The sequence below is a fragment of the Endozoicomonas sp. ALB091 genome (assembly GCF_049310265.1).
Lineage (GTDB): Bacteria > Pseudomonadota > Gammaproteobacteria > Pseudomonadales > Endozoicomonadaceae > Endozoicomonas.
In genome coordinates this window covers 229,761-253,623 of record NZ_JBLYNQ010000008.1, presented here as the reverse complement: position 1 = coordinate 253,623, position 23,863 = coordinate 229,761, and the positions used below count along the sequence as shown (strand labels likewise).

22 protein-coding genes are annotated in these 23,863 nt (G+C 51.8%); 12 read left to right on the top strand and 10 right to left on the bottom strand.

All coding sequences use genetic code 11. The features are described 5' to 3' along the window. Positions 1-355 precede the first annotated feature (355 nt). Positions 356-1,546 carry a hypothetical protein gene (locus ACO6UX_RS17755; protein ID WP_422449715.1) on the bottom strand — a complete coding sequence of 397 codons (1,191 nt, stop codon included), beginning with the start codon at positions 1,544-1,546 and terminating at the stop codon, positions 356-358. Between the two features lie 95 nt (positions 1,547-1,641). After that, the gene (locus ACO6UX_RS17750) at positions 1,642-1,857 is read right to left on the bottom strand and encodes a hypothetical protein (protein ID WP_422449714.1); all 216 of its coding nucleotides are present in this window, start codon (positions 1,855-1,857) and stop codon (positions 1,642-1,644) included. Between the two features lie 310 nt (positions 1,858-2,167). Between ACO6UX_RS17750 and waaF the strand changes: the two genes are divergently transcribed. The 3 genes from waaF (at position 2,168) to ACO6UX_RS17735 (ending at position 4,616) form a co-directional block, all read left to right on the top strand. Continuing rightward, positions 2,168-3,253 carry a lipopolysaccharide heptosyltransferase II gene (waaF, locus tag ACO6UX_RS17745; RefSeq protein ID WP_422449713.1) on the top strand — a complete coding sequence of 362 codons (1,086 nt, stop codon included), beginning with the start codon at positions 2,168-2,170 and terminating at the stop codon, positions 3,251-3,253. Then, complete coding sequence (gene waaC / locus ACO6UX_RS17740) at positions 3,250-4,260, top strand: lipopolysaccharide heptosyltransferase I (protein WP_422449712.1); 1,011 nt, start codon at positions 3,250-3,252, stop codon at positions 4,258-4,260. Before waaF ends, waaC begins: the two co-directional genes overlap by 4 nt. Positions 4,261-4,367: 107 nt before the next feature. Then, positions 4,368-4,616, top strand: coding sequence for an acyl carrier protein (locus ACO6UX_RS17735; RefSeq protein ID WP_101745297.1), 249 nt, complete (start codon positions 4,368-4,370; stop codon positions 4,614-4,616). 40 nt (positions 4,617-4,656) lie between these two features. On the opposite strand, the gene ACO6UX_RS17730 is transcribed toward ACO6UX_RS17735, so the two are convergent. The 3 genes from ACO6UX_RS17730 to argH form a co-directional block, all read right to left on the bottom strand. Further along, a complete protein-coding gene (locus ACO6UX_RS17730; RefSeq protein WP_422449711.1) occupies positions 4,657-5,907 on the bottom strand; it encodes a pyridoxal-dependent decarboxylase, exosortase A system-associated in 1,251 nt (416 codons plus the stop codon). After that, complete coding sequence (locus ACO6UX_RS17725; RefSeq protein WP_422449710.1) at positions 5,904-7,535, bottom strand: acyl-CoA ligase (AMP-forming), exosortase A system-associated; 1,632 nt, start codon at positions 7,533-7,535, stop codon at positions 5,904-5,906. The genes ACO6UX_RS17730 and ACO6UX_RS17725 overlap by 4 nt, the downstream gene beginning before the upstream one ends. Before the next feature lie 89 nt (positions 7,536-7,624). Next, positions 7,625-9,046, bottom strand: a complete 1,422-nt coding sequence (gene argH / locus ACO6UX_RS17720) for an argininosuccinate lyase (RefSeq protein ID WP_422449709.1) — start codon at positions 9,044-9,046, stop codon at positions 7,625-7,627. Between the two features lie 417 nt (positions 9,047-9,463). Between argH and ACO6UX_RS17715 the strand changes: the two genes are divergently transcribed. The 3 genes from ACO6UX_RS17715 (at position 9,464) to hemC (ending at position 12,738) form a co-directional block, all read left to right on the top strand. After that, a complete protein-coding gene (locus tag ACO6UX_RS17715; protein ID WP_422449708.1) occupies positions 9,464-10,540 on the top strand; it encodes a sensor histidine kinase in 1,077 nt (358 codons plus the stop codon). A 43-nt stretch (positions 10,541-10,583) separates the two neighbouring features. Beyond that, complete coding sequence (locus ACO6UX_RS17710; RefSeq protein WP_422449707.1) at positions 10,584-11,321, top strand: LytR/AlgR family response regulator transcription factor; 738 nt, start codon at positions 10,584-10,586, stop codon at positions 11,319-11,321. A 484-nt stretch (positions 11,322-11,805) separates the two neighbouring features. Next, positions 11,806-12,738 (top strand): hydroxymethylbilane synthase, encoded by a 933-nt coding sequence (gene hemC, locus ACO6UX_RS17705; RefSeq protein ID WP_422449706.1) that lies wholly within the window; start codon positions 11,806-11,808, stop codon positions 12,736-12,738. 61 nt (positions 12,739-12,799) lie between these two features. On the opposite strand, the gene ACO6UX_RS17700 is transcribed toward hemC, so the two are convergent. Further along, positions 12,800-12,934: a hypothetical protein gene (locus ACO6UX_RS17700; protein WP_422449705.1), complete on the bottom strand. Its 135-nt coding sequence runs from the start codon at positions 12,932-12,934 to the stop codon at positions 12,800-12,802. 14 nt (positions 12,935-12,948) lie between these two features. Next, the gene (locus ACO6UX_RS17695; protein WP_422449704.1) at positions 12,949-15,171 is read right to left on the bottom strand and encodes a hypothetical protein; all 2,223 of its coding nucleotides are present in this window, start codon (positions 15,169-15,171) and stop codon (positions 12,949-12,951) included. 89 nt (positions 15,172-15,260) lie between these two features. On the opposite strand from ACO6UX_RS17695, the gene ACO6UX_RS17690 reads away from it, so the two are divergent. The 6 genes from ACO6UX_RS17690 (at position 15,261) to ACO6UX_RS17665 (ending at position 21,467) form a co-directional block, all read left to right on the top strand. Further along, positions 15,261-16,016 carry a uroporphyrinogen-III synthase gene (locus ACO6UX_RS17690; protein ID WP_422449703.1) on the top strand — a complete coding sequence of 252 codons (756 nt, stop codon included), beginning with the start codon at positions 15,261-15,263 and terminating at the stop codon, positions 16,014-16,016. Positions 16,017-16,105: 89 nt separating this feature from the next. Next, positions 16,106-17,416, top strand: a complete 1,311-nt coding sequence (locus ACO6UX_RS17685) for a uroporphyrinogen-III C-methyltransferase (protein WP_422449702.1) — start codon at positions 16,106-16,108, stop codon at positions 17,414-17,416. Continuing rightward, positions 17,413-18,651 carry a heme biosynthesis HemY N-terminal domain-containing protein gene (locus tag ACO6UX_RS17680; RefSeq protein WP_422449701.1) on the top strand — a complete coding sequence of 413 codons (1,239 nt, stop codon included), beginning with the start codon at positions 17,413-17,415 and terminating at the stop codon, positions 18,649-18,651. Before ACO6UX_RS17685 ends, ACO6UX_RS17680 begins: the two co-directional genes overlap by 4 nt. Beyond that, positions 18,648-19,025 carry a DUF423 domain-containing protein gene (locus ACO6UX_RS17675; RefSeq protein WP_422449700.1) on the top strand — a complete coding sequence of 126 codons (378 nt, stop codon included), beginning with the start codon at positions 18,648-18,650 and terminating at the stop codon, positions 19,023-19,025. Before ACO6UX_RS17680 ends, ACO6UX_RS17675 begins: the two co-directional genes overlap by 4 nt. 91 nt (positions 19,026-19,116) lie before the next feature. Then, complete coding sequence (trmB, locus tag ACO6UX_RS17670; RefSeq protein WP_422449699.1) at positions 19,117-19,848, top strand: tRNA (guanosine(46)-N7)-methyltransferase TrmB; 732 nt, start codon at positions 19,117-19,119, stop codon at positions 19,846-19,848. Positions 19,849-20,843: 995 nt separating this feature from the next. Beyond that, entirely contained in the window at positions 20,844-21,467 is a 624-nt protein-coding gene (locus ACO6UX_RS17665; RefSeq protein ID WP_422449698.1) for a hypothetical protein, read from the top strand. Positions 21,468-21,486: 19 nt separating this feature from the next. Here ACO6UX_RS17665 and hemW read toward each other — a convergent pair whose 3' ends face one another. From hemW to ACO6UX_RS17650, 3 genes are all read right to left on the bottom strand, one after another. Next, the gene (gene hemW / locus ACO6UX_RS17660) at positions 21,487-22,638 is read right to left on the bottom strand and encodes a radical SAM family heme chaperone HemW (protein WP_422449697.1); all 1,152 of its coding nucleotides are present in this window, start codon (positions 22,636-22,638) and stop codon (positions 21,487-21,489) included. 22 nt (positions 22,639-22,660) lie between these two features. After that, complete coding sequence (gene rdgB, locus ACO6UX_RS17655) at positions 22,661-23,284, bottom strand: RdgB/HAM1 family non-canonical purine NTP pyrophosphatase (RefSeq protein WP_422449696.1); 624 nt, start codon at positions 23,282-23,284, stop codon at positions 22,661-22,663. 79 nt (positions 23,285-23,363) lie between these two features. Then, positions 23,364-23,846, bottom strand: a complete 483-nt coding sequence (locus ACO6UX_RS17650) for a DUF4426 domain-containing protein (protein ID WP_422449695.1) — start codon at positions 23,844-23,846, stop codon at positions 23,364-23,366. Positions 23,847-23,863: the final 17 nt, after the last annotated feature.

Below are 23,863 nucleotides of genomic sequence, written 5' to 3'. Positions count from 1 at the left end.
TTAACGGCAGCACTGCGGTGAATTGCAAGGTCAAAACTTCCGGTCAACTGGCCAATGCAGCTATCGGCACAGGATACGTTAATGATGCAACCGTTGCCAACACCCTGGCAGTGAAAAGTAGTGTGAACGCTACAGATGCAATTGCTGGTATTGGGGTCGGGGAGATTCCTGATAATATTAACAGTACCGTTATCGAGACCAAGGCGTTTGATTCCAGGATCGACGGCAAAGTTTCAGAGGCAATTAAGCGTATCAAAAATAATAGTACCCTGGTTTGTAATACCTATCTTAACAATGTTCCATATAACAGTCCTGGTTTCTGTTCGCTGCTGGATAATGTGTGTAAACCTGTCGCTCATTCGCTCTTGCTCCCGGATTGCGAACCCAACCAAAAGTATCTTGACCAGTTAGGCATGTCGAGCAATTTAAGCAGTGATTTATTCTCCGTCGAAACCCCGCCCATGGAATCCGACATACTCTTTCCCGACCTGCCTTGTCCTGAAGCATTGACCACGACAGTGGCACCACCGGCCGCCACGCCAGCAACAGACAGGGAAACCGAAACCGGGGCATCAACCACCATACTTGTTTCAAAACCGGCTTCGCCCACAACAATGGCACTGTCTACCGAGATAAATGATACCGACCTGACTTCTTCTGCGACATTTTCCTCAGCGATAACACCGTCAACCGTCAAGTCGACATCGGTCAAGGAAACCGTGCCCACAATACCAGGAACCATGTCCTCTTCCAGAGCGTCTGCTTCTGCACCATTGATCAGGCCAGTGGTACCATCGACCGCCACGCCAACAACAGGCAGTGAAACCGAAACCGGGGCATCAACCACCATACTTGTTTCAAAACCGGCTTCGCCCACAACAATGGCACTGTCTACCGAGATAAATGATACCGACCTGACTTCTTCTGCGACATTTTCCTCAGCGATAACACCGTCAACCGTCAAGTCGACACTGGTCGAGGATACCGTGAGCAGTGTACCAGGAAGTAACGCAACCTTGGCCGATCCGACTTCTGAACCACCTACGATGACACAGCCAACCGTTACCTCACCACCGTTCTGGAAAACCGTGCCCACAACAATACCAGGAAACACCATGACCTCTTCCAGAGCGCCTGCTTCTGAACCATTGACTCCGCCAGTGGTACCATTGCCCTCCACGCCAGCAGCAGACAGTGAAACCGGAGCCAGGGCATCAACCCCCATACTTGTTCCAAAACCGACTTCTTCTGCGACATTGTCCCCAGCGATAACACCGTCAACCGTCAAGTCGACACCGGTCACGACAACCGTGATCAGGGTATCAGGAAGTACCAGCATAACCTTGGACGTTCCGGCTGTGGAACCATCTACGATGGCACAGCCAACCGTTGCCACGTCACCGTTCTGGAAAACCGTGCCCACAACAATACCAGGAACCACCATGACCTCTTCCAGAGCGCCTGCTTCTGCGCCAATGACCACTGCAATAGCGCTGTCGACCGCCACGGTGGCACCGCTGGCATCTTCCCTGAGTGCTGGTGCCATAATCGGTATCGCCGCGGGAGCCGGCCTGGTGCTGGCATGTTTTGGGGGGGCGTGCATTTACCGCTATTACCAACGCAGGTCAGGCACATACCGGCTTAAGGATTGCAATCGGTTGCCAGGGCATCGATCTGAACTACCGTCGTCGTATGATCAGGTGGCGTATACTTATAAACTGGAGTCCATTCCAGCGAGCAGGCAACGAAGTCAGAAAACACCTGCCCATGGAAACAGGAGCAAGCACTCGAAGGTATAAACTCAACGCATGTGGTTTCATTAACCGCTTTGCCGTGAAAAATATTTTGCTTAACCATTTTTCATCCCTGAGGGTGGCGCAAAACATTTTCACGCGCCATGGGCATTTGTGGTGCAGTCTTTAACTTACCCAAGCAGGGAGTAGGTGTTAATGTCTACCCTGAGAAGGTGCCTTAAAGCCTACGTATGGCAAGGCTTTCACGCTTAAGTCAGTGCCATTGGTTCAGACACCCCTTTCAACCTGTTGACCAGTTCAGCCCATCCAGGTTCTCCAGCCCCGGAGAGTCTTGCTCATTAACCGGTCACTTTTTACCTGCGCAAACAGCGCTTATAATTCCCTCCCATTCACTATAAGGAATTCCAGACGGGATGAAATATCTGATCGTCGGTCCCTCATGGGTAGGGGACATGGTAATGGCACAAACGCTGTTCATTGCCCTGAAACAACAACACCCTGATGCCATCATCGATGTACTCGCTCCCGCCTGGAGCCTGCCGATCATTGAGCGTATGCCTGAAGTTCGCAGGGGGATTGATATGCCCCTGGGTCATGGCAAACTGGGGCTTAAAGCCCGCTACCAGCTGGGCAAAAGCCTGAGGGCGGAAGGCTACACACATGCCATCGCCTTACCCAACTCGTTCAAATCAGCACTGGTGCCCCTCTGGGCCAACATCAGGCACCGTATTGGCTGGCGCGGTGAAATGCGCTACGGGCTACTGAACGACATTCGCAGGCTGGATAAAAGTCAGTACCCACTGATGGTGGAACGGTTTGTCGCCCTGGCCTATCCGGAGGGTGCTTCACTACCGGAGCCTCTGCCGATTCCTGCACTTCAGGTAGACAGTAATACCGCCAGCAAAGTCCCTGGCCGCTACCACCTGCACACCGACAGGCCCATTCTGGCACTGTGCCCGGGTGCTGAGTTTGGCCCCTCCAAGCAGTGGCCAACCGGTTACTACGCCGAAGTGGCACGCTCCCTTGCTGAACAGGGATGGCAGGTTTGGCTGTTTGGCTCAGCCAAAGATAAAGCGGTCACCGCTGAAATAAAGAACGGCCTGCCTGATGCATTGCAGCAGCACTGCCATAACATGGCCGGTGAAACATCGCTGGCGGATGCCATCGACCTGCTCTCCTTTGCCAGCGCTGTGGTCAGTAATGACTCTGGCCTGATGCATATAGCGGCAGCCCTGAATCGCCCCCTGGTGGCGGTTTACGGGTCAACTTCGCCCGATCATACGCCGCCCATGAACAAAAACAGTGAAACACTGTCTATGAAGCTGGATTGCAGCCCCTGTTTCAAAAGGGAGTGCCCGCTCGGGCATTTGAACTGCATGAAACAGCTGTCTCCAGACAGGGTTCTGGCTGCCATCGCTCATCTGACGACCGACCAGGACGGTCACCATGAAAAGCATCCTGAAATAACGCTGGTCGAAGAAGGAGGTAACGCCCGTTGACTCAACCAAGGCATGTTCTGGTGGTAAAAACTTCCTCTATGGGGGATATCATCCACACCCTTCCGGCACTGACCGATGCCGTATCAGCCATACCCGGTCTTCGTTTTGACTGGGTGGTGGAAGAGAGTTTTGCCGAGATTCCAGCCTGGCATCCCGCGGTTGACCGGGTGATTCCTGTCGCTGTGCGCCGCTGGCGCAAGTCGTTGCTGCAAACCTGGAAATCCGGGGAGTGGCAGCAGTTCAAAAAAGCCCTGGGTGCCAGTAACTACGATGCCGTGATTGACGCCCAGGGGCTGTTAAAAAGCGCTTTCATTGCCAGAAAAGCCAAAGGTCCTCGCTTTGGGCTGGATAAACAGTCTGCCCGTGAGCCGATTGCCAGCCGTTTTTACCAGTTCCCTCAAGCGGTCCCATTGGAACAGCATGCCGTTGAGCGTGTTCGCCAGCTCTTTGCCAAATCGCTGGCCTATGTATTACCGAAAACACCGGGTCAGTTTCTGCTGAATAAAGACAAATTCCCCAAAGGGCTGATTAAGGACAAGCCTTATGTGGTGTTTGTTCACGGAACCACCTGGCCGACCAAACACTGGCCTGAAAACTACTGGTGTGAGTTGGCGCAGAAAGTGAATCAGGCCGGTCTTCAGGTCGTATTGCCCTGGGGTAATGACCATGAAAAGGCCAGGGCAGAGCGCATTGCCAATGCCAGCAGCCAGGCCACCGTGCTGCCGAAGCTGTCACTGGCTGACGTTGCTGGCGTGATTTGTGAAGCCCGGGCAGCCGTTGCCGTTGATACCGGCCTGGGACATTTAACAGCAGCACTGGAAACACCGGCGGTCTCGCTCTATGGACCCACCAGCCCGGTAAAAGTCGGTGCTTATGGCACGGGACAGAAGCACCTGACCCTTGAACACTGTCCAACCGGCGAGTTTCCTGCCACCAATCCCGGAATTTTTGCACCGATGACACCGGATGTGGTCTGGCGGGCTCTTGAGTCACAGATCGAACGTTAATCCTTATCACAACATAGAAGTTTCCGTTTATTCCATGCTGACGACCACAGTTGCGCCATAGACGGAAAATGCCTAAAGTGGCCGATTTTTACCCCTCGGGATGATAAATGACCAAGCTGGAACAAATGAACGCCATTTTGGCAGATCTTCTCAAGCTGGATACCAGTGAGTTCAATGAACAGACTGAACTGCTGGGAGCCCTTCCGGAGTTCGACTCCATGGCCGTGGTTGGGTTGATTACGGCAATGGAAGAAACCTTTGGCATTGCCGTCAACGACGATGATCTGGACGCCGAACTGTTCGAAACCGTTGGCTCTGTTCTTTCCTATGTGGATGCAGTTGGGGCAATTGCCTGATGGTTATTTCCAGGCCAGATTAATTCCGGCCTGGCTCTTCTCACAATAACAACTCCACCACTTCGGGATGCCCGAGAAACTTCTGAGGGCTGGCGGTTGCGCCATAAGCGCCAGACTGCAGAACCACGATATAGTCTCCCACCTCCGCTTTTGGCAATGCCAGTTTTGCCCCGACAACATCCAGAGGCGTACAGAGCGGTCCGACAATCTCGACCACTTCCTGTTCGCCACTGTCAAGGCAATGGGCCAGAACTACCGGGTAATTTTTTCGGATGACCTGGCCAAAGTTGCCTGAGTTGGACAGGTGATGGTGCAGCCCGCCATTGGTCATCAGGAAGGCCTGTCCACGGGATTCTTTTTTATCCGTCACCTGACAAATATAATACCCCGCCTCCCCCACCAGCCAGCGCCCAAGCTCCATCACCACCTCTGATGACTTGAGCGAATCCGGACGATGATCCAGAAGGTACTGCAGGTTTTCGGCAATACCTTCCATTGCCAGCGTCTGTTCTCCGGGGAAGTAAGGAATGCCCAGGCCGCCACCGATATTAATATGCCTGACCGGGGCTCGAACCAGGTCGGCCAGCCTGGCGGCCAGCTCAAAGGTTTGCTGATGGCACTCAATCAGAGACTCTGCCTTGAGATTCTGTGAGCCAGAAAAAATATGGAAACCCTGAAAGTCCAGTTTATCCAAATCAAGCCCCGCCAGAATAGACGGCATTTGTTCAGCATCTATACCAAACTGTTTGGGGCCGCCGGCCATTTTCATGCCGGAGGTCTTTAACTCAAAGTCCGGATTCACCCGAAATGCGATACGGGGGCGAATACCCAGCTGCTGGTGACAGAGGTACAGCCGTTGCAACTCCAGGGGGGACTCGATATTGATGGTAATACCCGCCGCAACGGCAGCTCTCAGTTCATGTTCTCCCTTGGCCGGCCCGGCAAAACTGATATTGGCCGCCGCCATACCGGTCCCCAGGGCAACCAGCATTTCCCGGTGGGAAGCAACATCCAGCCCATCCACACACTGTGCCATATGGCCCACGACGGCGGGCATCGGGTTGGCTTTTATGGCGTAGTGAAGCTTCAGCTCTGCGGGCATCTGCTGACGAAACTGGGCGACTCTCTGGGTCAGGGCCTGCCGGTCGTAGATGTAGCAGGGTGAAGAGCCGGCAATCGTCACCAGATCAGCAGCGGTATACCCGGCAATCAGTAATTGGTTATCCCTGGACTGAAGACTGGCCAGCCGGTGATGTCCTTTAGTCATTTTCTCTTGCCCAAGATCATTCACGAAACAGGTGCCTCCTCGTCCTGAAACAGCCTCCGGTAGGCTTCCAGTAATGGCTTGCGATCAATTTTACCATTGGGATTTCTGGCAAGTGTCGTTTGCTGGATAACACGGATGGGGACCATATAAGCGGGCAGACATTGCTGGCAGTGGCGGATCAATGAGGGTTCATCGATTTCACTGCTGCTCACTACGACCAGAACGATGGCCTGCCCCAAACGGAAGTGCGGGACACCAATAGCCGCCACTTCTGCCACCAGCCCGGATGAATAAACCACCTCTTCCACTTCCGTTGGGCTGACCCGATAACCGGAGGTTTTGATCATATCGTCGCGACGACCGACAAAATAAATATATCCATTGTCGTCTTTACGAACAATATCACCGGACCAGACGGCCAGCTCTTTGCCCGGAATTCCCGGTATGGCACAGGGTGCAGGCCGGAAGCGTTCAGCGGTTCGCTCCGGATCATTCCAGTATCCCATGCTGACCAGGGCACCACGGTGCACCAGCTCGCCGGGTTCATGGGGTCCACAGATCTCACCCAGCTCATTGATCACCATCACATCCGCATTGGGAATGGCTTTACCCATAGACCCGGGTCGTAAATCAATCTGTTCGGGAGGAAGAAAGCAGGAGCGAAATGCCTCGGTCAAACCATACATCAAGTAAGGTTTGGCATAGCGAAAACGCTGTCGCAGTACAGCCAGGGTGGCCGTCGGCATGGCACCACCGGTATTGGTAAAGTAGCGCAGACTGTCACCAGCCCCTTGTGGCCAGGGCAGATCGGCTATCTGAACCCAGAGTGGCGGAACCAGGCCAAGCCCGGTGATCTGCTGTTTCTCCACCGTTTTAATGACATCCCCGGGGAGAAGGTATTCCAGTAGATAACAGCTGGCACCCACCAGAAATGCCGTTGTCAGCTGGCTGAAGCCGTAATCAAAACTGAAGGGCAAAACACAGAGCAGGCGATCTTCCGGTGTATTGCCCAGATACTGGGCAACACTGCTGGCCCCCGTGACCATATTACGGTGTGACAGCACAACGCCTTTGGGCTTTCCTGTGCTGCCGGAGGTATAAAGAATTGCCGCCATATCCGCATCAATGGACGACACTGGTTCCCACCAGGCACAGGGCTTGAGGAAATTTGCCCAGTTCATTGGGTTGGCGGATTGTCGATGAACGAAAGCGCTATCAGACAAGGGATTATTGACCGGGTCCTCATCAGCAAGGTCACCATCAACCAGAATCACTTGCATAAGATCATGGCACTGGTGAATTTCAGCTTCCAGCTGCTGATAGCGGGCTTTGTTAGTCATCAGCACACGAACATTGCAGTCTTTGAGAATATGAAAGACCTGGGGCGCTTTCAGCACCGGATTGACGGGCACCATAACGCCACCGGCGGCCGTTGCACCAAAGTAGCTGAAGACCGCTTCCGGCGTTTTAGGCAGGTAGATTGCCACCCGTTCATGTTGCATCAGACCCAGCTTTTGCAACCCGGCGGCCACCGAACGAATCTGTCGGGAAACGGTCTGGTAATCAAACCACTGGTCTTTGCAGCCCAGGGCTTTCGAGGAAGGCGAACGTTCTGCCTGGCGCAGAACAATCTGGTGTAACAACAAGCTCATGGGTTTAACAACGGCTCAAAAGTATATCAACCATGGCGGTTGATCTATTCCCATGGGTTGTCATGGGAATAGAAGGCCACCGCCACACTTTAAAGTGTTTTACGGGCATTCAGCACAGCCTGCCGGACCTGCTCCGGCGCTGTACCACCGAGATGATTACGGGCGCTTACCGAGCCTTCCAGCGTCAGGACATCAAATACATCCTGCCCGATCGTATCGGAGAAAACCTGAAGCTCCGCCAGCGTCATCTCAGACAGGTCCCGGCCTTCCTGAATACCAAAGGCCACGGCCTTACCCACCACTTCATGGGCATTCCTGAAGGGCATGCCACGGCGCACCAGGTAATCCGCCAGATCGGTAGCAGTACTGAAACCCCGGCGAGCGGCTTCCAGCATGTTCTCTTTGTGGGCCTGAAGATGCGGCACCATATCAGCAAATGCCCGCAGACAATCCCTGAGGGTATCCACCGTATCAAACAGTGGTTCCTTATCTTCCTGATTGTCTTTGTTGTAAGCCAGCGGTTGGGATTTCATCAAGGTCAGCAATGACACCAGATGGCCATTGACCCGGCCGGTTTTGCCTCTGACCAGTTCCGGCACATCGGGGTTTTTCTTCTGCGGCATAATGGAAGAGCCGGTGCAGAAGCGATCTGGCAGGTCAATAAAGTTAAACTGCGCTGAAGTCCACAGCACCAGCTCTTCAGACATGCGTGACAAATGCGTCATGATCAGGGCCCCGGCGGCACAGAACTCAATGGCAAAGTCCCGGTCACTGACGGAGTCCAGAGAGTTGCGGGAAGGGCGATCAAAACCAAGGGCAGAAGCCGTATATTCCCGATCAACAGGGTAGGTGGTGCCTGCCAGTGCAGCAGCGCCCAGGGGGCTGATATTAACACGCTTGCGGCAGTCCTGCAGGCGCTCATCGTCACGCACCAGCATCTCATACCAGGCCATAAGGTGATGACCAAAGGTCACAGGCTGTGCTGTTTGCAGATGGGTGAATCCTGGCATGATGGTGTCGGCTTCACGCTCGGCAACCACCAACAGGCCGTGCTGCAGGCGCTTGAGTTCTGCTGATATGGCGTCAATCTCATCACGCAGCCATAAACGAATGTCGGTAGCGACCTGGTCATTTCTGGAGCGCCCGGTGTGCAGTTTTTTGCCGGCAGCGCCAATGCGATCCGTCAGGCGAGCCTCGATATTCATGTGGATGTCTTCAAGCTCAATAGACCAGTCAATACGGTCCTGCTCAATATCCTCAAGAATACCTTCAAGGCCAGAGATAATGGCATTGAGTTCATCTTCGCTCAGAATACCCGCCCGGTGCAGCATCCGGGCATGGGCCATTGACCCCTGAATATCGTGGCGATAGAGGCGTCGGTCAAAATCAATAGAAGCGGTAAAACGGGCAACAAAGGCATCGACGCCTTCGCTGAAACGCCCACCCCATTGTTGATTAGAGCTGTGGTTACTGCGTTTTTCACCCTGATCTGCTGAATGGCTTGCCGACATTAATCTCTTCCCCACCCGGTTCTCATTTTTTAAAGACGAACGTACAATCAATACCGCTCCGGCATTGGCGCGTTGTGAGCGGAGGCATTATATCGGTGTCATGGCTTGATTGCATCGCCCACCTCCTTCCGGGCAAGAGAATAGACAGACTTCCGATAACAATAATGCACTGCCTCTTTCCTGAGAGGCCGCCTGAGATAAACAGCCCCTGATAAAAACGGGTTCTCAAATAAGTAGTTAACCAAATGAAATCGTATTTTCTGACTAAGTGGACAGCCACTCTGCGGCGTTACAACTCCGGTCACATAGCTAAGGCTATGCTCCCTTCGTTGTGCCTTGCATAGTGACTGCCCACTTAGCCAGAAATATACGATTCCATTTGGCCAACTACTTAGCATTAAGAACAAGAGCCGCCCCATGATGATCCAGCCCCGGCACAACAAAGATGACTTTTTTCTCCCCGATCTTGGGTCAGGTCAGTCGGTGTTGATGCTGGTGCTGATTTCTGAGTTGTTTGTCCTGGTTCAGGTGCTTGCCCTGCCTGGCGAGGTCGACTTCAGCTGGACACGACTGGCCATGCTGTCACTGTTTGTTCAGTGGATTGTGCTCTCCAGCAGCGCCTTTCTCTATCTGGCCAGGCCTTTCCTGAAGGGGCTTCTCACCTGGCAGTCGGTCATGATTTCTCTGTTGGGCGTACAGATCATTACGCTGCTGCTTACGTTGCTCTCTCAGGCCTTACTGTCGCCAGTTCACTTTGCACCGGACTGGCAACAGGTCAACCGCAATCTGCTGGCGGCACTGATTATCTCGGCCATGCTGCTGCGCTATTTTTACATTCAGTATGAAGTCAGTTTGCAGCAGCAGGTTATCCACAATGCCCGCCTCGACTCATTGCAGGCGACGATGCGCCCGCATTTCCTGTTTAACTCCATGAACATTATTGCCAGCCTGATTCAGGTCAACCCTGAAAAAGCAGAGCAGGCGGTGGAAGACCTGTCAGACCTGTTCAGGGCCAGCCTGCAAAATCCCGGTCAAAATAAGAGTGCGGTCGTCCCCATCCAGAAAGAGATACAGATCAGCGAAAGTTACCTGAGAATCGAGCAGCAAAGGCTGGGTGAGCGCCTTGAGGTCAAGTGGCTGGTTGGTGAACTTCCGCACAGGCTGTCTATTCCTCCCTTTACTTTGCAGCCTTTGGTGGAGAACGCCGTTTACCATGGCATTCAGCCACTGGAGGCCGGTGGCTGCATTACCATCAGCATCAACATTGATCAGCAAATGGTTCAGATTTCTGTAGAAAATCCGATGCCATATACTGAGACCATTTCCAAGGGCAATCAGATTGCCTTGAACAATATCCGTTCCCGCCTGGCGATGCTCTATGGCAGCAAAGCCAGCCTGACCACGGATATCCGGGAGCATTCCGGTGTCAAATGGTACACGGCGCAGGTGCACTATCCCTGCCAATGGGACAACGCTGTTGATTTACAAATTTGATAAGAACATTGATAAATTACTGACGGGAACCGATCACTGAACAATGAATGTCCTGATTGTTGATGATGAGCCACTGGCCCGGGAACGGCTGAGACACCTGATTGGCCGGATTGATAACTTTATGGTGCTTGAACATGAGGCCAGCAATGGACGGGATGCCATCGATCTGTGCAGCCAGTACCACCCCGATATCGTGTTGATGGACATTCGTATGCCCGTAATGGGCGGGCTGGAGGCTGCCAGGTATATCAGCGCCATGGACAAGCCACCGGCCGTGGTTTTCTGCACCGCCTATGACAATCATGCCCTGGAAGCGTTTGATGCCCAGGCCGTGGGTTACCTGCTGAAACCGATTCGTCAGGACCATTTGAATCAGGCATTACAACGTGCCAGCAAAGTGAATCGTCTGCAACTGGCCTGGCTGAACGACCATCTGCCAGAGCATCAGGAGCAGGGCCATATTGCCGCCAAAACCCTGCGCGGTATCGAGTTGGTTCCCCTGAATGATGTGCTCTACTTTATGGCGGATAATAAATATGTGACGGTCCATCATCGCCAGGGTGAAGTGCTGATTGATGATTCGCTCAAAACCCTGGAAGAAGACCACAGCCAGCACTTTGTCAGAATTCACCGAAATGCGCTGGTGCGCCGTGATGCCATTGAAAGTCTGTCCCGGGATGATAAGGGGCACTGTTTTATCCATCTCAGGGCAGTGCCACAGCCACTGTCCATCAGCCGACGTCATGTGCCGTTGATCAAAAAGATCATGCAATCCCTGTAACGTCTGACTTCCCTTCCGGGCTCTGCTTGGCCAACAGAGCCTGCCTCTGTCTCTTAAAGCCGGTCTGTCGTATTATCCCTCACAAATGTTTTGCCAGCAGTGTGTTTGTCTATAGCTGGTACTAGGAGGCTGTCCGAGAATAGTCTGCCCTACTGCGGTGGCAGCAAATTGGTCTAAAAATTCCGTTTTGTTCGGCAAATAGCCCCGCTATTCACCTCACAAAACGAAATTTTTATCCTCAATTTTCTGCCATCCTCGCTACGGGCGCTATTCTCGGACAGCCTCCCAGTCCTTACATAACCTCCTTATTGCTTAGGCTCTAAACTTCGTTCGTCCTGAGCCTGTCGAAGGGCGTGGGCTCCGTGCTCACGCATTGTGCCTGTCACCCTTCGACTCCGCTCAGGATGAACGGAGATCACGCTCTAAACCGGGAAGTTAATGTAGGGACTGTTCCTTAATTTGAACAATAGAAGCCATCAATCCTGTGAAAACCGTTCGTATCGCCACCCGTAAAAGCGCCCTTGCCCTGTGGCAGGCGGAATATGTCAAACAGCAGCTGGAACACCATCACCCGGATATCCGGGTCGAACTGGTCAAAATGACCAGCCAGGGCGATCGCATTCTGGACGCGCCACTGGCGAAAATTGGTGGCAAGGGACTGTTTGTCAAAGAGCTGGAAAATGCGCTGTTGGAAGGTCGCGCCGATATTGCGGTGCATTCCATGAAGGATGTCCCCATGGAGTTTCCCGAAGGGCTTGGCCTTGGGGTTATCTGCCCGCGGGAAGACCCACGGGATGCCTTTGTCTCCAATCACTATGCTTCTCTGGATGCACTCCCACCGGGTGCCGTTGTTGGCACATCAAGCCTGCGCCGGCAGTGCCAGATACTGGCTGCCCGTCCTGATCTGACCATTCAGTTTCTGCGGGGTAATGTGAATACCCGTCTGGCCAAACTGGATGACGGCCAATATGACGCTATCATTCTGGCAGCCGCAGGATTGATTCGACTGGCGATGGCTGACCGCATTCGCAGTTACCTGGATACCACTGTGAGCCTGCCCGCGGCCGGACAGGGTGCCGTCGGTATTGAGTTACGCCAGGATGACGAGCAAACCAGACAACTGATTGCCCCTTTGCACGACGAACACACGGCCATCCGGGTGGGTGCTGAACGGGCCATGAACAGACGACTGAATGGTGGTTGTCAGGTCCCGATTGGCGGATTTGCAGAGCTGGACGGAGACCGGCTATTTCTCAGAGGCCTGGTCGGCAGCCCTGATGGCCAGACCATTTATCGCAGTGAAGTGATCTGTACCGCTGAAGAGTATGAATCTGCCGGTATTCAGGTGGCTGAATCACTGCTGAAACAGGGGGCGGATAAAATCCTTGCTGGATTGAGCTCTGCGGAGGGCAGGTAAAGCCGCCTTCCGACGGCGTTGGTGTTGATCTGGTGTGGTGTAAACTGCTCTTGATTAAAACCTAAAGAATATCGTTAAAATCAATAAACTCTTCTTCCTGAGAAGAAAGAAATGTCAATGCTGTTGTGGGATCCGAGCTAGTAAATCCGGGCTCACCACCAACGGGTATTTGTACAAATCCGTTACTGGATGGCACTTGTGGTGCCTCCATCAATCCAAAATTCCCCCCCCCACTGAGTGCACCAAATAAGCCCGTGGATCCTGACGGGGGCACTGATTGTTGTGCCGCAGATCCAACATTTTCCGACCTGCCGAGTGTACCAAATAAGCCCGTGGATCCTGACGGGGGCACTGATTTGACGCAGATCCAACATTTTCTGACCTACCGGGGGCACCAAACAAGCCCGTGAATCCTGACGGGGGCTCTGATTGTTGTGCCGCAGATCCAACATTTTTCGACCCACCGGGTGTACCAAACAACCTCGTGGATCCTGACGAGGGCACTGATCCAAACCCAACATTTTTCGACCCGCCGGGTGGACCAAACAAGCTCGTGGATCCTGACGAGGGCTCTGATCCAAACCCAACATTTTTTGACCCGCCGGGTGGACCAAACAAGCTCGTGGATCCTGACGAGGGCTCTGATCCAAACCCAACATTTTTCGACCCGCCGAGTGGAACAAACAAGCTCGTGGATCCTGACGAGGGCTCTGATCCAAACCCAACCTTTTTCGACCCGCCGGGTGGACCAAACAAGCTCGTGGATCCTGACGAGGGCTCTGATCCAAACCCAACCTTTTTCGACCCGCCGGATGGACCAAACGTCAACCCACCGAATGTACCAAATAAGCCCATTGGTCTTGACGGGGGTACTGATTGTTGTGCCGCAGATCCAAAATTCCCAAACCCACTGGGTGCATCAAAGAAGCTCCTGGATACTGACGGGCTTTCAGATGCCAAACCTCCAGAATCGCGACCAAACAGTCCACTCTGACGGTTTGAACGTTCCATACCGAACCGACCCATTGGCCTGTGGCTTGCCGGAAGCTTTGGACCATTTCTGAGATCATGGCGATTAATACCATAACTCCTGAATTTATCCACGGCATCCAGAAATACTGTGAAGTTAAATACCTTTTTTTCAAAATCAAATACTTCACTCAACTTGATGGCATAAGCCTGTTCTTTACTATATCTGCAAACAATCTCAATTTTATCACCCCAGTAATCAAATGGTGTTTTTAAATACACTTTGGTTTTATCATCAAAATAGGCCGGATAGTTCTTCATGAGTTTACTCATCACAAGCTCACACCGAACACAGTTAATAACATTTGAAACAGCCTCATTCACTGATTTGGATTCATTCAGGATCTGTGAATCCAATCGAACTTCGAATGGATGATTCACCCCATCTATAAAAAAGTTTCTGACCAGGGAGAAATCCATATCCGTTGACTCTGCCAAACCGGGAATCAGCTCATGAGGATTTGGCTTTGACAGTGAAATCATTGATGTGATTTCAGGTACCCCCCACCCCCCGGACTGCTCTCTGTCATTCTCAAGCGCAGCACGCAAATCAATAAGAGATTTACTGACCGCCGTATTTGATAAGGCTTGTTTGGCGTCCTGGATTCTATCTCTAATAGTATTTTCACTTTCATCCGTCATATTTTCTGAGTTTATTTTACGTCTGACAGACTTTGTATTGTCAATGGTATGCTCAAAACCCTGATTAAATGTTCGTTCCAGGGTGATTATACTCTCTTCTGCTCTCCAGTGGTTTTCATCAAATTGATCAACCAGGTTCTTCAAATCATTTTCTTTGCCATACTTTCTTTCCATTTCATTCTTTTGTTCCTCAGTTATATTTTCCACACGTAATCCAGAGGCTTTAATACCGGAGTAGCCCAGTTGCGTTACAATAAGTTCGTCTACTAATTTGCCGTATTGATGAAGGAAGCCATTCGCACTTCCATGGTCCGGAAACATTGAATATGGATATGGACACTCAGGCACCACTGCTTTGTCATTTCCTTTTTGGACATACAAGCAATCTTTTCTCTCGCATTTTTGCTCAGCTTTCTTCAACCATTCAGTACCGCTGTTATAAAAGATATTTTCTTTATCGTGCGGCTTTTCACTTCTGCAGGTAGCACATATTGTTATAGCGGTAGCTTGATTGTCGGCGGTCATTTTCCTGATAATACATTCCTGGTGTTCAAAATGATGGCAAGGTCTTTCTATAATGCCTTTTTCTTCCGAGAATAGTGCTTCTTGACAGATTGGACAATTATCAGACATTCGACTTTTAACTGTATCCGTGTGACTCAGCCTATGCCCGTTTAATAAAACTATTTCAGTGATGGATGTTGGTGTAAAATTCGATTCGACTCGAGTGTTTGCATTCGTTACTTGTACATTTGTTTCCATGAATAATATTCTCTGTCTGGTTGATTGCACTTGACGTCTGAGTAGCACCAACTCTGACTTATTGGATAAAGAATTAGTTCAACTGCATAATGAAACTGTCTCATATTCGCGCATTGGTAACCCGCCCTGAGCCTCAGGCACAGGCTTTGGCAGATGCCATCAAGAAAACTGGTGGCCAGGCCTGGCCCGTACCCATGCTTGCTATTGATGCGCTGGCAGAAACACAGGCAATGACAGACTGCCTGCTGATGCTCGACCAGTTTGACCATATTATTGTCACCAGTCGTCCGGCCGCCCGCCTGGGCGTAGAGCTGATCGAACGGTACTGGCCACAGCTACCAATTCACTGCCAGTGGTTTGCCATTGGCAGCAGCACAGCAGCTGAACTTGAGCAGTTTGCGATCAGGGCTGACTATTCAGACACCGGCGTAGACAGTGAGGCCCTTCTTACCCTGGATACATTTAACCATGTTCAGAATAAGAAGGTCCTGATTATCAAGGGCGTGGGGGGACGGGAGATGCTGAAAGAGCAGCTCACTAATGCCGGTGCCACGGTCCACACACTGGACGTTTACCAGCGTTCCTGCCCCACCTATGAACGCAATGCAGTGGTAAAAAAGTTGGAAAGCCATTCAATCAATGTCATTCTCTGCGGTAGTGGCGAAACCCTGACAAACCTTGGGTACTATTTACCCATGCCCTATCGAGCTGACTACCGGCTGCTTGTTCCCAGTGAACGGGTTGCCAGGGAGGCCCATAGCCTGGGTTTTCAACAGGTAACCAATACTGGTGGCGCCAGCAACGAGATGATGTTGCAAGCATTGGCCCAAATCTGCCTCTTGTGAAAAATGAGCGGGAACCTTGAAAGAAGTGCCCGGGCAAGAGATAGAAAAACAAGGGAGACTATCCTCTCGAACAATCGGAAGGCCCAAGCGTGAGCGATACAGACCAGAACACAGACCGTTTACCAGACAATACCCCTGAAGATGTTCAGCAGAAAACCGACATCTATTCAGCGAAAGAGTCCCATTCAGAACAGCAAGCCGCCAAAAAACACCAAAGCAAAGGTTCAGGTAAAGGTCTGGCAGGCTTTGCCCTGTTATTGTCCGCCTGCGCCCTTGGCCTCAGTGGCTACATCGGCTGGCGGGCCATGCCACTGGAACAGAACCAGCCGGTTCTGCTTGATGGCATGGATCATCTGCAGACACAGATTGCACGACAACAGGCCAGGCTGACTACGGTGGCACAAAACACCGCCACCGATATAGAAAGACACGAAGAACAGTTGCAAGCCCTGCAACAGCGGGAAGACAGACTTTTATCCCGGGTTGATACCCTGTCCAGCAAAGTCCGGGAACTTGAAGGTTCCACACGCAACCAATGGCGTATTGCCGAAGTCGAATACCTGCTGCGCCTCGCCAATCAGCGACTGCTGACGGTCAATGATGTTACCGGGGCCCTTGAACTGATGGCCAGTGCCGGGCAGATACTGGGGCAACTGGATGACTACACTCTCTTTCCGGTCAGAGAGGCCCTGGCAGAAGATATAGCGGTTCTGAAAGCGACCACCCTGCTGGATCAGGAAGGTATCTGGCTGCGACTGCAAGCCATTGCAGATTTGATCCCCGGTCTTGTGATCCTGGATGATGGCCATATTGCCGATGTGGCCAGTGCCCCGGACCCCGGATCAATGGTCACTGATGAAACTAACCCACCAGCGGACAGAACCTGGCAGGAAACCATCAAGGCCATAGTGCTGGACACCTGGCACCGTTTCACCAGACTGTTCCGTATTAATACCCAGCGAGAGCAACCCATTGAAGTATTGCTGACACCGGAACAGGAGCAGTTAATCCGTCAGAAGATGCTGATGTTGATCGAACAGAGTAAACTCGCGCTGATTACCGGACAACAGACGATTTATCAAAACAGTCTCAAACAAACCAGCGACTGGCTGAGTCGCTATTTTATGCTCGGTGGTGATGTCAGCAATCAGCTGGCTAAAGAGCTTACTGAACTGGAAGGACTCTCCATTACCCCCGATATGCCCACTATTCATCGTTCTCTGGAGGCACTGAAAGAGCACCAGTCCAGCTCAACTCTCACACCTGCAGACGATGATTCAACCATCGAGCCGGAAGAAAACCAGACAACACCAGCATCACCCGATGGCGATGAAGGGAAAAGCAGTCCGCCATTGATAGAGCCGGATCAGCCTGATGAACAGGGAGTGCAACTTTCATGAAAGGGTTTGCACTGTTCCTGACCATTGTTTCTGCCTGTTTCTTACTGGCCAATATCATGGTCAACGACCATGGTTATGTGCTGATTGCTTACGATGAGATGACCTTTGAAAGCAGTCTCTGGGGTTTGCTGCTGCTGGTTGTCATTTCCCTTGGCCTGGTCTGGCTGGCGGTGATTATGGGTCGGTTACTGCTGGGCACATTCAGTGTTATCTACCCACTGTCAACGGGTGCCCGCAAAGCCAGGGCCAGAAAACTGTTTGATCGGGGTCTGGCTGAGTTTACCAAAGGGCACTGGCGAAAGGCGGAGCGGCTCCTTGGGCAGGCGGCGAAAAACAGTGAATCACCGTTAATCAACTATCTGGCCGCCGCCAGGGCGGCCCATGAAGCAGGAAATCATGAAGCCAGCGCCAACTGGCTAAGACAGGCGGACAGCAAGGCACCGGGTGCAGAAATGGCGATTGGTATCACCCAGGCACAACTGCAACTGGCCAGTAACCACCTGGAACAGGCGCTGGCCACATTGACCCATCTGCACAAGAAGTATCCACGTCATGGCTACATTCTGAAAATGCTCAAGCAGGTCTATATCCGCCTGAATGACTGGCAATCACTGGAAAAACTGCTGCCCAGGCTGCGCAAGCAAAAAGTGATTAAGGACGACGAATATCACCAGCTGGAACAACAGGCATTCAAAGCGCTGTTCGAACAGGCTTATAACTACGGCCGAAACCGCGTCTCCAGCGAAGAGAAAACCAAACCGGCGGATGATATCTGGTCCGGCCTGAGCCACAGTCAGAGGAAGGATCCGGCCATCCTCTATCGCTACTGTGACTGTCTGGTTCGACTGGGTGCTGGGGAAAAAACCGAACTGCTGCTGCGGGAAAATCTTCATCACTGCTACAGCGAGCCATTGATCCGCCTTTATGGCAAAACGCCGGGCAAAGACCTGAAAAAGCAACTGCTGTTTGCAGAATCGCTGCTCAACCAGCGGACCAATGACCCCGAACTGTTACTGGCGCTTGGTCGCCTGGCACTGCGCAATGAACTCTGGGGTAAAGCCCGGGAGTATCTTGAAGCCAGCCTCAGGCTCCGGAAAAGTGTTGATGTGTATAACGAACTGGGTCATCTGCTGGCACACCTTGATGAGTTTGAAACCAGCTCACACTATTTCCAGGAAGGCCTGTTGTTAGCGGCGGACAGTGCAACCCATCTGCCGGGGATGCACAAGTCATGAATGCCCTGTTGGTTGGTGCCATCAGCGGTATGACTGCCGTGGCACTGAGCGCCTTTGGCGCTCATGCGCTGGAGGGCGTTCTCTCTGAGCGGGCAATGGACACTTTTCAGACCGCCGCAGACTATCAGTTCTACCATAGCCTGGCACTGGTGTTTGTGGCCTTGCTGGGAACAAATTACCCGGACTCAACAAAGCTGAAGTGGAGCGCTGGCCTCTTTGCTGTGGGCATTGTGCTGTTTTCAGGGAGCCTCTATCTCTTGAGTTTGAGCGGCATCCGCTGGCTGGGGATGATTACACCGCTTGGAGGTGTTTCATTCATCATTGGCTGGTTGATACTGGCCTTTTTTGCCGCCAGAGATTATTCCCGCATCTAAGAGGCTGCTGAGAATAGACAGCCTCTAAAATTTGCATTTTACGCCCCGAGCAGTATCTTACGCCGATCATTTTCTACCAACTCAGATCTCCATGAACGATACTGTAAAACCGGCCGATGAGGCTGATGAGCCACAACAGGAAACGCTCCACAAACGTCAAATCAAGAGTTTTGTGCTCCGCGCTGGCCGCATGACCACGGGCCAGCAAAGGGGCTGGGATGAGTGCTGGCAGGACTGGGGACTGACTCTGGTGCAAGGCACAGAGGGTTTCCTGAATGCCTTTACGGATGCAGCACCCCGGGTTCTGGAAATTGGCTATGGCATGGGACATTCCCTGGTCACCATGGCGACACAGGAGAGCGATAAGCAGTTTATTGGTATTGAAGTACACCGCCCGGGTGTCGGCAGCCTGCTTAATGAAGCCCGTCTGGCAGGCATCCACAACCTGAGAACCTATTGCGACGATGCAGTTGAAGTGCTGAAGCAGTGCGTACCCGATGGTAGCCTGTCACGGGTACAGATTTACTTCCCGGACCCATGGCACAAGAAACGCCACCACAAACGCCGCCTGATTCAACCGGCTTTTATTGAGTCTATTCGTCCCAAGCTGGACATCGGTGGCATTATTCACCTGGCCACTGACTGGGAAAATTATGCCGAACAGATGCTGGAAGTGATGAACTCAGCAGAAGGCTTCGAGAACATGGCCGCAGAAAACGGTTATTCGCCAAGACCGGATTTTCGTCCGCTCACCAAGTTTGAAAAGCGTGGTCATCGATTAGGGCACGGGGTTTGGGACCTGCTGTTCAAGCGCATCCGGTAGATGGCCTTGTGGAACCTGCCCCTAGGAGGCTGTCCGAGAATAGACTGCCCTACTGCGGTGGCAGCAAATTGGTCTAAAAAGTCGGAAATTTTTAGCAAATAGAACCACTATTCACTAAAAATTTCCGACTTTTTATCCTCAATTTTCTGCCATCCTCGCTACGGGCGCTATTCTCGGACAGCCTCCTAGGAGCCTGACCGAGAATAGACTGCCCTGTAACGTTAACAGGTAAACGTCGATGGCAATATATAACCCTGCGGACAAATTATAGCGGTTCTCAATTTCAGGTTGAGGATAAGGTGCTACTCGATCTAAAACTATCTTATAGAATAAACATCTATATACCCATTAAATTCACTTAATGGGTGTATAAAATGGCAGATCCGCTTCGTCCAAACCCTTTTCAACCCATCCAGAATTTTTCTGCCACGGAAATGCCAGGGCAGCGACGTCCAAATCAACCGCCAAAACGCAGTGAGGTTCAGGCAGATAAACAACTACCAACAGCTCCCCGGCACCACGAGTCCGTGACGAAAAACCCGAGAGAGTTAACGGCACATAGTATAACGACGAAAAAAACCACGGCTCACTCCGGCCATTTTAAAAGCCATGGCAAGGCAAAGTATGATCAACAATCGGCCAGACCATCATCGCAACCGGCACGGAGTCGGCCAAATCTTTTGAATAATGGCAGCAAGGCAACGTCTGTAACCACAGTAAAAAATCTATTTACCCCCCTGTCAGTTTCAATCTCTGCACATTCCGGTTATAAGCCCCGACAACCATCGGTAAACTCACGACGGGACAGTCATTCCTTATCAGGCAGAACAGAATCCAATACCAGTAACCGTACGTTATTGGGCGCATCAGGCCAAACAAACTCCACCAGAACCATTTCCCAAAAAGCAAGGATAAGCTGCTGCGAGCTACCAACCCGACCCAGGCCTTCGGAGCCCGGTGGTTTTGAGAATCAGTTGCAGGAGATGGGACAACGGATGTGCCAGAGAAAAGCTGAATTTAAGGTAAAAGAAGGAGCTGCCAATAAAGAATTTGTGGTAGGCATTGACCAGCCATTTAAAAAAAATCTCGAGCCTTTTTGGCAGAGATCCTCTGCTACGACGTTGACTCAACCTCCTGTGCTCAGTTGTGAAAGGCAACTCCCTGAGAACTGCCCGAACACTCCGGGAATAACTATTCAATCAACCTGTAAGGTGCTGCACACACCTGAAAATATTGCACCAACCATAGAATTAGTAGTGGAGGAGCATATTAAGTGCGCGACAATCAACGTGGGCAAAAGTCTTCAATCTCTTCGAAAGGCTTTACTGGATGTGTACAAACAACTCTCCTGGAGAGCAACATCAACATGGAACGCTGCTATGGCCTTTAATAGCAGTCAAGGCAGCCTGAATATGTTGGCCTCTCAATACCAAACAAAAAATATTGGCAGCCTGCCCCCTGCGGATATTGGTAACTTCAGAGATGATGTACAAAAGTGTGTTCATAAGTTTATAGAGGCAACAAAAGAGATAAAATCGGATCGCGGAAGGCTTGTCACCTTAGCAATAAATATCTCCATGTCTCCAGCAGACGAGCCCAACAGAACCGGCAATACCTGACCACGCCCCAGCGAATCACTCACGCAAACAATTCCAGCAAATCATTCAGAAAAAGCCGACCGGCAGGAGTAGGCTTGAGCCTCGACTCTAAAGATTCCAGCAACGCTTTTTGCCGGGCAAGTTTCAGTTGCTGGTGGATACCGCTTAATGTCTGTCCCGTTCGCTCACCATAAAGCTGTGCATCAACGCCTTCATGCAGTCGCAGTACATTCATCATAAATTCGATGGGCAGCTCATCGGCTTCCAACTCGCGTCGCCCTGCCTCAAAGGCATGGGAAATATAGCTGTCGGCTGCCAGGTAATCTGCCGGCATGCGGGTTTTCCAGTTACGGTAAATCAGCCCGGTAGATGCATGGGTTAACTTTCCATGGGCACCAGCACCGATACCGATATAGTCACCAAACTGCCAGTAGTTCAGGTTATGTTTTGAGTGACGCCCGGGCTGACTGTAGGCAGAAATCTCATACTGTTGAAACCCCGCTGATGCCAACAGGGCCTGCCCGGCTTCCTGAATATCCCAGAGCGTATCATCCGGCGGCAATGCCGGTGTTTTGGTGTAGAAAACCGTATTGGGCTCAATGGTCAGCTGATACCAGGAGATATGCGCTGGCTTAAGGTCAATGGCCTGCTTCAGATCGTAAAGCGCATCCTCCGGAGATTGCCCCGGTAAACCATGCATCAGATCGATATTGATATTGCTGAAGCCATGGCTGGTGATTGCGGCAATGGCCTGTCGCGCTTCATCGGCACAATGAATACGCCCGAGGGCGGCCAGCTTCTCATCCTGAAAGCTTTGTACACCTAGTGAGAGCCGGTTCACACCCGCCTCCAGATACGCCTGAAAGCGATCGTGCTCATAGGTACCGGGGTTAGCTTCCATGGTGATCTCAATATCATCCGAGAACCTTACCCGCGCCTGAAGGCCGTTAAACAGCTGCTGATAAGCGTTTGCCGTCAGCAGACTGGGAGTGCCACCGCCAATAAAAATGGAATGGATCGGGCGTCCCTGGACGCTGTCCAATTCGTTGTCGATATCATGCAGCAACGCTTTGATGTAGGCATCTTCAGGAATATCGCCGGTGATCCTGTGCGAGTTGAAATCACAATAAGGACACTTTTTCACGCACCATGGCACATGAATATAAAGACTAAGGGGAGGAAGCTTAAGCATGTTAACAGCACTGAAGCAGGCTTCAGTGTTTTCTCTCCTTGAGGCGGGCAACCAACTGCTGCAATGCCTGGGCCCGGTGGCTCAGTTGATTCTTTAACTCTGAAGGCAGTTCCGCCGCCGTACAGTGTTCTGCGGGCACCAGAAACAGGGGGTCATAGCCAAACCCGTGTTCTCCCAGGGCTTCTTCAATGATATACCCCTCCCACTGGCCATGGGCAATAACCGGGGTGGGGTCATGTTCATGACGCAGGTAAACCAGCACACAGTGAAATCGTGCGGTTCGCTCGGCCGACTTAACCCCCTGTAATCGATGCAACAGCTTCTGGTTATTATCAGCAGCGGAAGCGTCGGGTCCTGCATAACGGGCAGAGTAGATGCCCGGCTCGCCATTGAGGTAATCAACCTCAAGGCCCGAATCATCGGCAATAACCGGAAGGCCTGATATTCCGGCAGCATAGCGGGCCTTGATAATGGCATTTTCAATAAAGGTCAGGCCCGTCTCTTCCGCTTCCGGCCAGGTTGAACCGATACCAAACTCACTCTGGGGCTGCATCAGAATCCCCAGGGGCTCGAACATCTTTTGAAACTCCGCCAGCTTGCCCTGATTACCACTGGCAAGCACCACCTTGCGAATCCCCTCATTCATACTGTTTCCCACAATTTTGCACTTGACCCCTGATTAAAATGTCTGACCTGCAACACAAACAGAACTAACAGGCGACATTTTAATGGTAAAAAATCTGTTCAAAGCGAAGTGTCTCGCTTCGCGAGCTGCCCTGAGGCTTAACATCTATGGCAAATTTTAGCAGCTCTTCATCTGAAAACTTAAAATCGGCCAGATAGTAAATCGCACTGCCTTCTTTGACCTCAGAAAACTTCAGGCTGCTTTTCTGAGTCAGCAGGTTCATGGTGTGGCCACTGACCCTGCCGGTGACTGCGGTACCCAGTTCATCGGATGAAACATCACGAATGGCAATGTTGACAATACCGTACCGGCTTCCTCGACGGAGACTATATTGCTCGGCAATACCAGGCGGCACAAATGTACTGTTGAAGGCACTGAAATAGATCCGGTAGTTGCCCATTTCAATGGGTTCCTGACTCATCACCCGGGCTTCCGGAATCTGGCTGTCAGCCGTCACCGGATTAACCATCCCGACAACGCCCAACACCAGCAGGGCCAGACATGCCATCCAACGCTGAGTCATTGACGTAATACTGCGCA

What these genes read in the sequence shown, in the direction of transcription:
- ACO6UX_RS17755 (WP_422449715.1), bottom strand. Translation starts at nt 1,546, where the DNA reads ATGGCACCAGCACTCAGGGAAGATGCCAGCGGTGCCACCGTGGCGGTC.
- ACO6UX_RS17750 (WP_422449714.1), bottom strand. Translation starts at nt 1,857, where the DNA reads ATGGTTAAGCAAAATATTTTTCACGGCAAAGCGGTTAATGAAACCACA.
- waaF (WP_422449713.1), top strand. Translation starts at nt 2,168, where the DNA reads ATGAAATATCTGATCGTCGGTCCCTCATGGGTAGGGGACATGGTAATG.
- ACO6UX_RS17735 (WP_101745297.1), top strand. Translation starts at nt 4,368, where the DNA reads ATGACCAAGCTGGAACAAATGAACGCCATTTTGGCAGATCTTCTCAAG.
- ACO6UX_RS17725 (WP_422449710.1), bottom strand. Translation starts at nt 7,535, where the DNA reads ATGAGCTTGTTGTTACACCAGATTGTTCTGCGCCAGGCAGAACGTTCG.
- argH (WP_422449709.1), bottom strand. Translation starts at nt 9,046, where the DNA reads ATGTCGGCAAGCCATTCAGCAGATCAGGGTGAAAAACGCAGTAACCAC.
- ACO6UX_RS17715 (WP_422449708.1), top strand. Translation starts at nt 9,464, where the DNA reads ATGATGATCCAGCCCCGGCACAACAAAGATGACTTTTTTCTCCCCGAT.
- ACO6UX_RS17710 (WP_422449707.1), top strand. Translation starts at nt 10,584, where the DNA reads ATGAATGTCCTGATTGTTGATGATGAGCCACTGGCCCGGGAACGGCTG.
- ACO6UX_RS17695 (WP_422449704.1), bottom strand. Translation starts at nt 15,171, where the DNA reads ATGGAAACAAATGTACAAGTAACGAATGCAAACACTCGAGTCGAATCG.
- ACO6UX_RS17690 (WP_422449703.1), top strand. Translation starts at nt 15,261, where the DNA reads ATGAAACTGTCTCATATTCGCGCATTGGTAACCCGCCCTGAGCCTCAG.
- ACO6UX_RS17680 (WP_422449701.1), top strand. Translation starts at nt 17,413, where the DNA reads ATGAAAGGGTTTGCACTGTTCCTGACCATTGTTTCTGCCTGTTTCTTA.
- ACO6UX_RS17675 (WP_422449700.1), top strand. Translation starts at nt 18,648, where the DNA reads ATGAATGCCCTGTTGGTTGGTGCCATCAGCGGTATGACTGCCGTGGCA.
- trmB (WP_422449699.1), top strand. Translation starts at nt 19,117, where the DNA reads ATGAACGATACTGTAAAACCGGCCGATGAGGCTGATGAGCCACAACAG.
- ACO6UX_RS17665 (WP_422449698.1), top strand. Translation starts at nt 20,844, where the DNA reads ATGTGCCAGAGAAAAGCTGAATTTAAGGTAAAAGAAGGAGCTGCCAAT.
- hemW (WP_422449697.1), bottom strand. Translation starts at nt 22,638, where the DNA reads ATGCTTAAGCTTCCTCCCCTTAGTCTTTATATTCATGTGCCATGGTGC.
- rdgB (WP_422449696.1), bottom strand. Translation starts at nt 23,284, where the DNA reads ATGAATGAGGGGATTCGCAAGGTGGTGCTTGCCAGTGGTAATCAGGGC.
- ACO6UX_RS17650 (WP_422449695.1), bottom strand. Translation starts at nt 23,846, where the DNA reads ATGACTCAGCGTTGGATGGCATGTCTGGCCCTGCTGGTGTTGGGCGTT.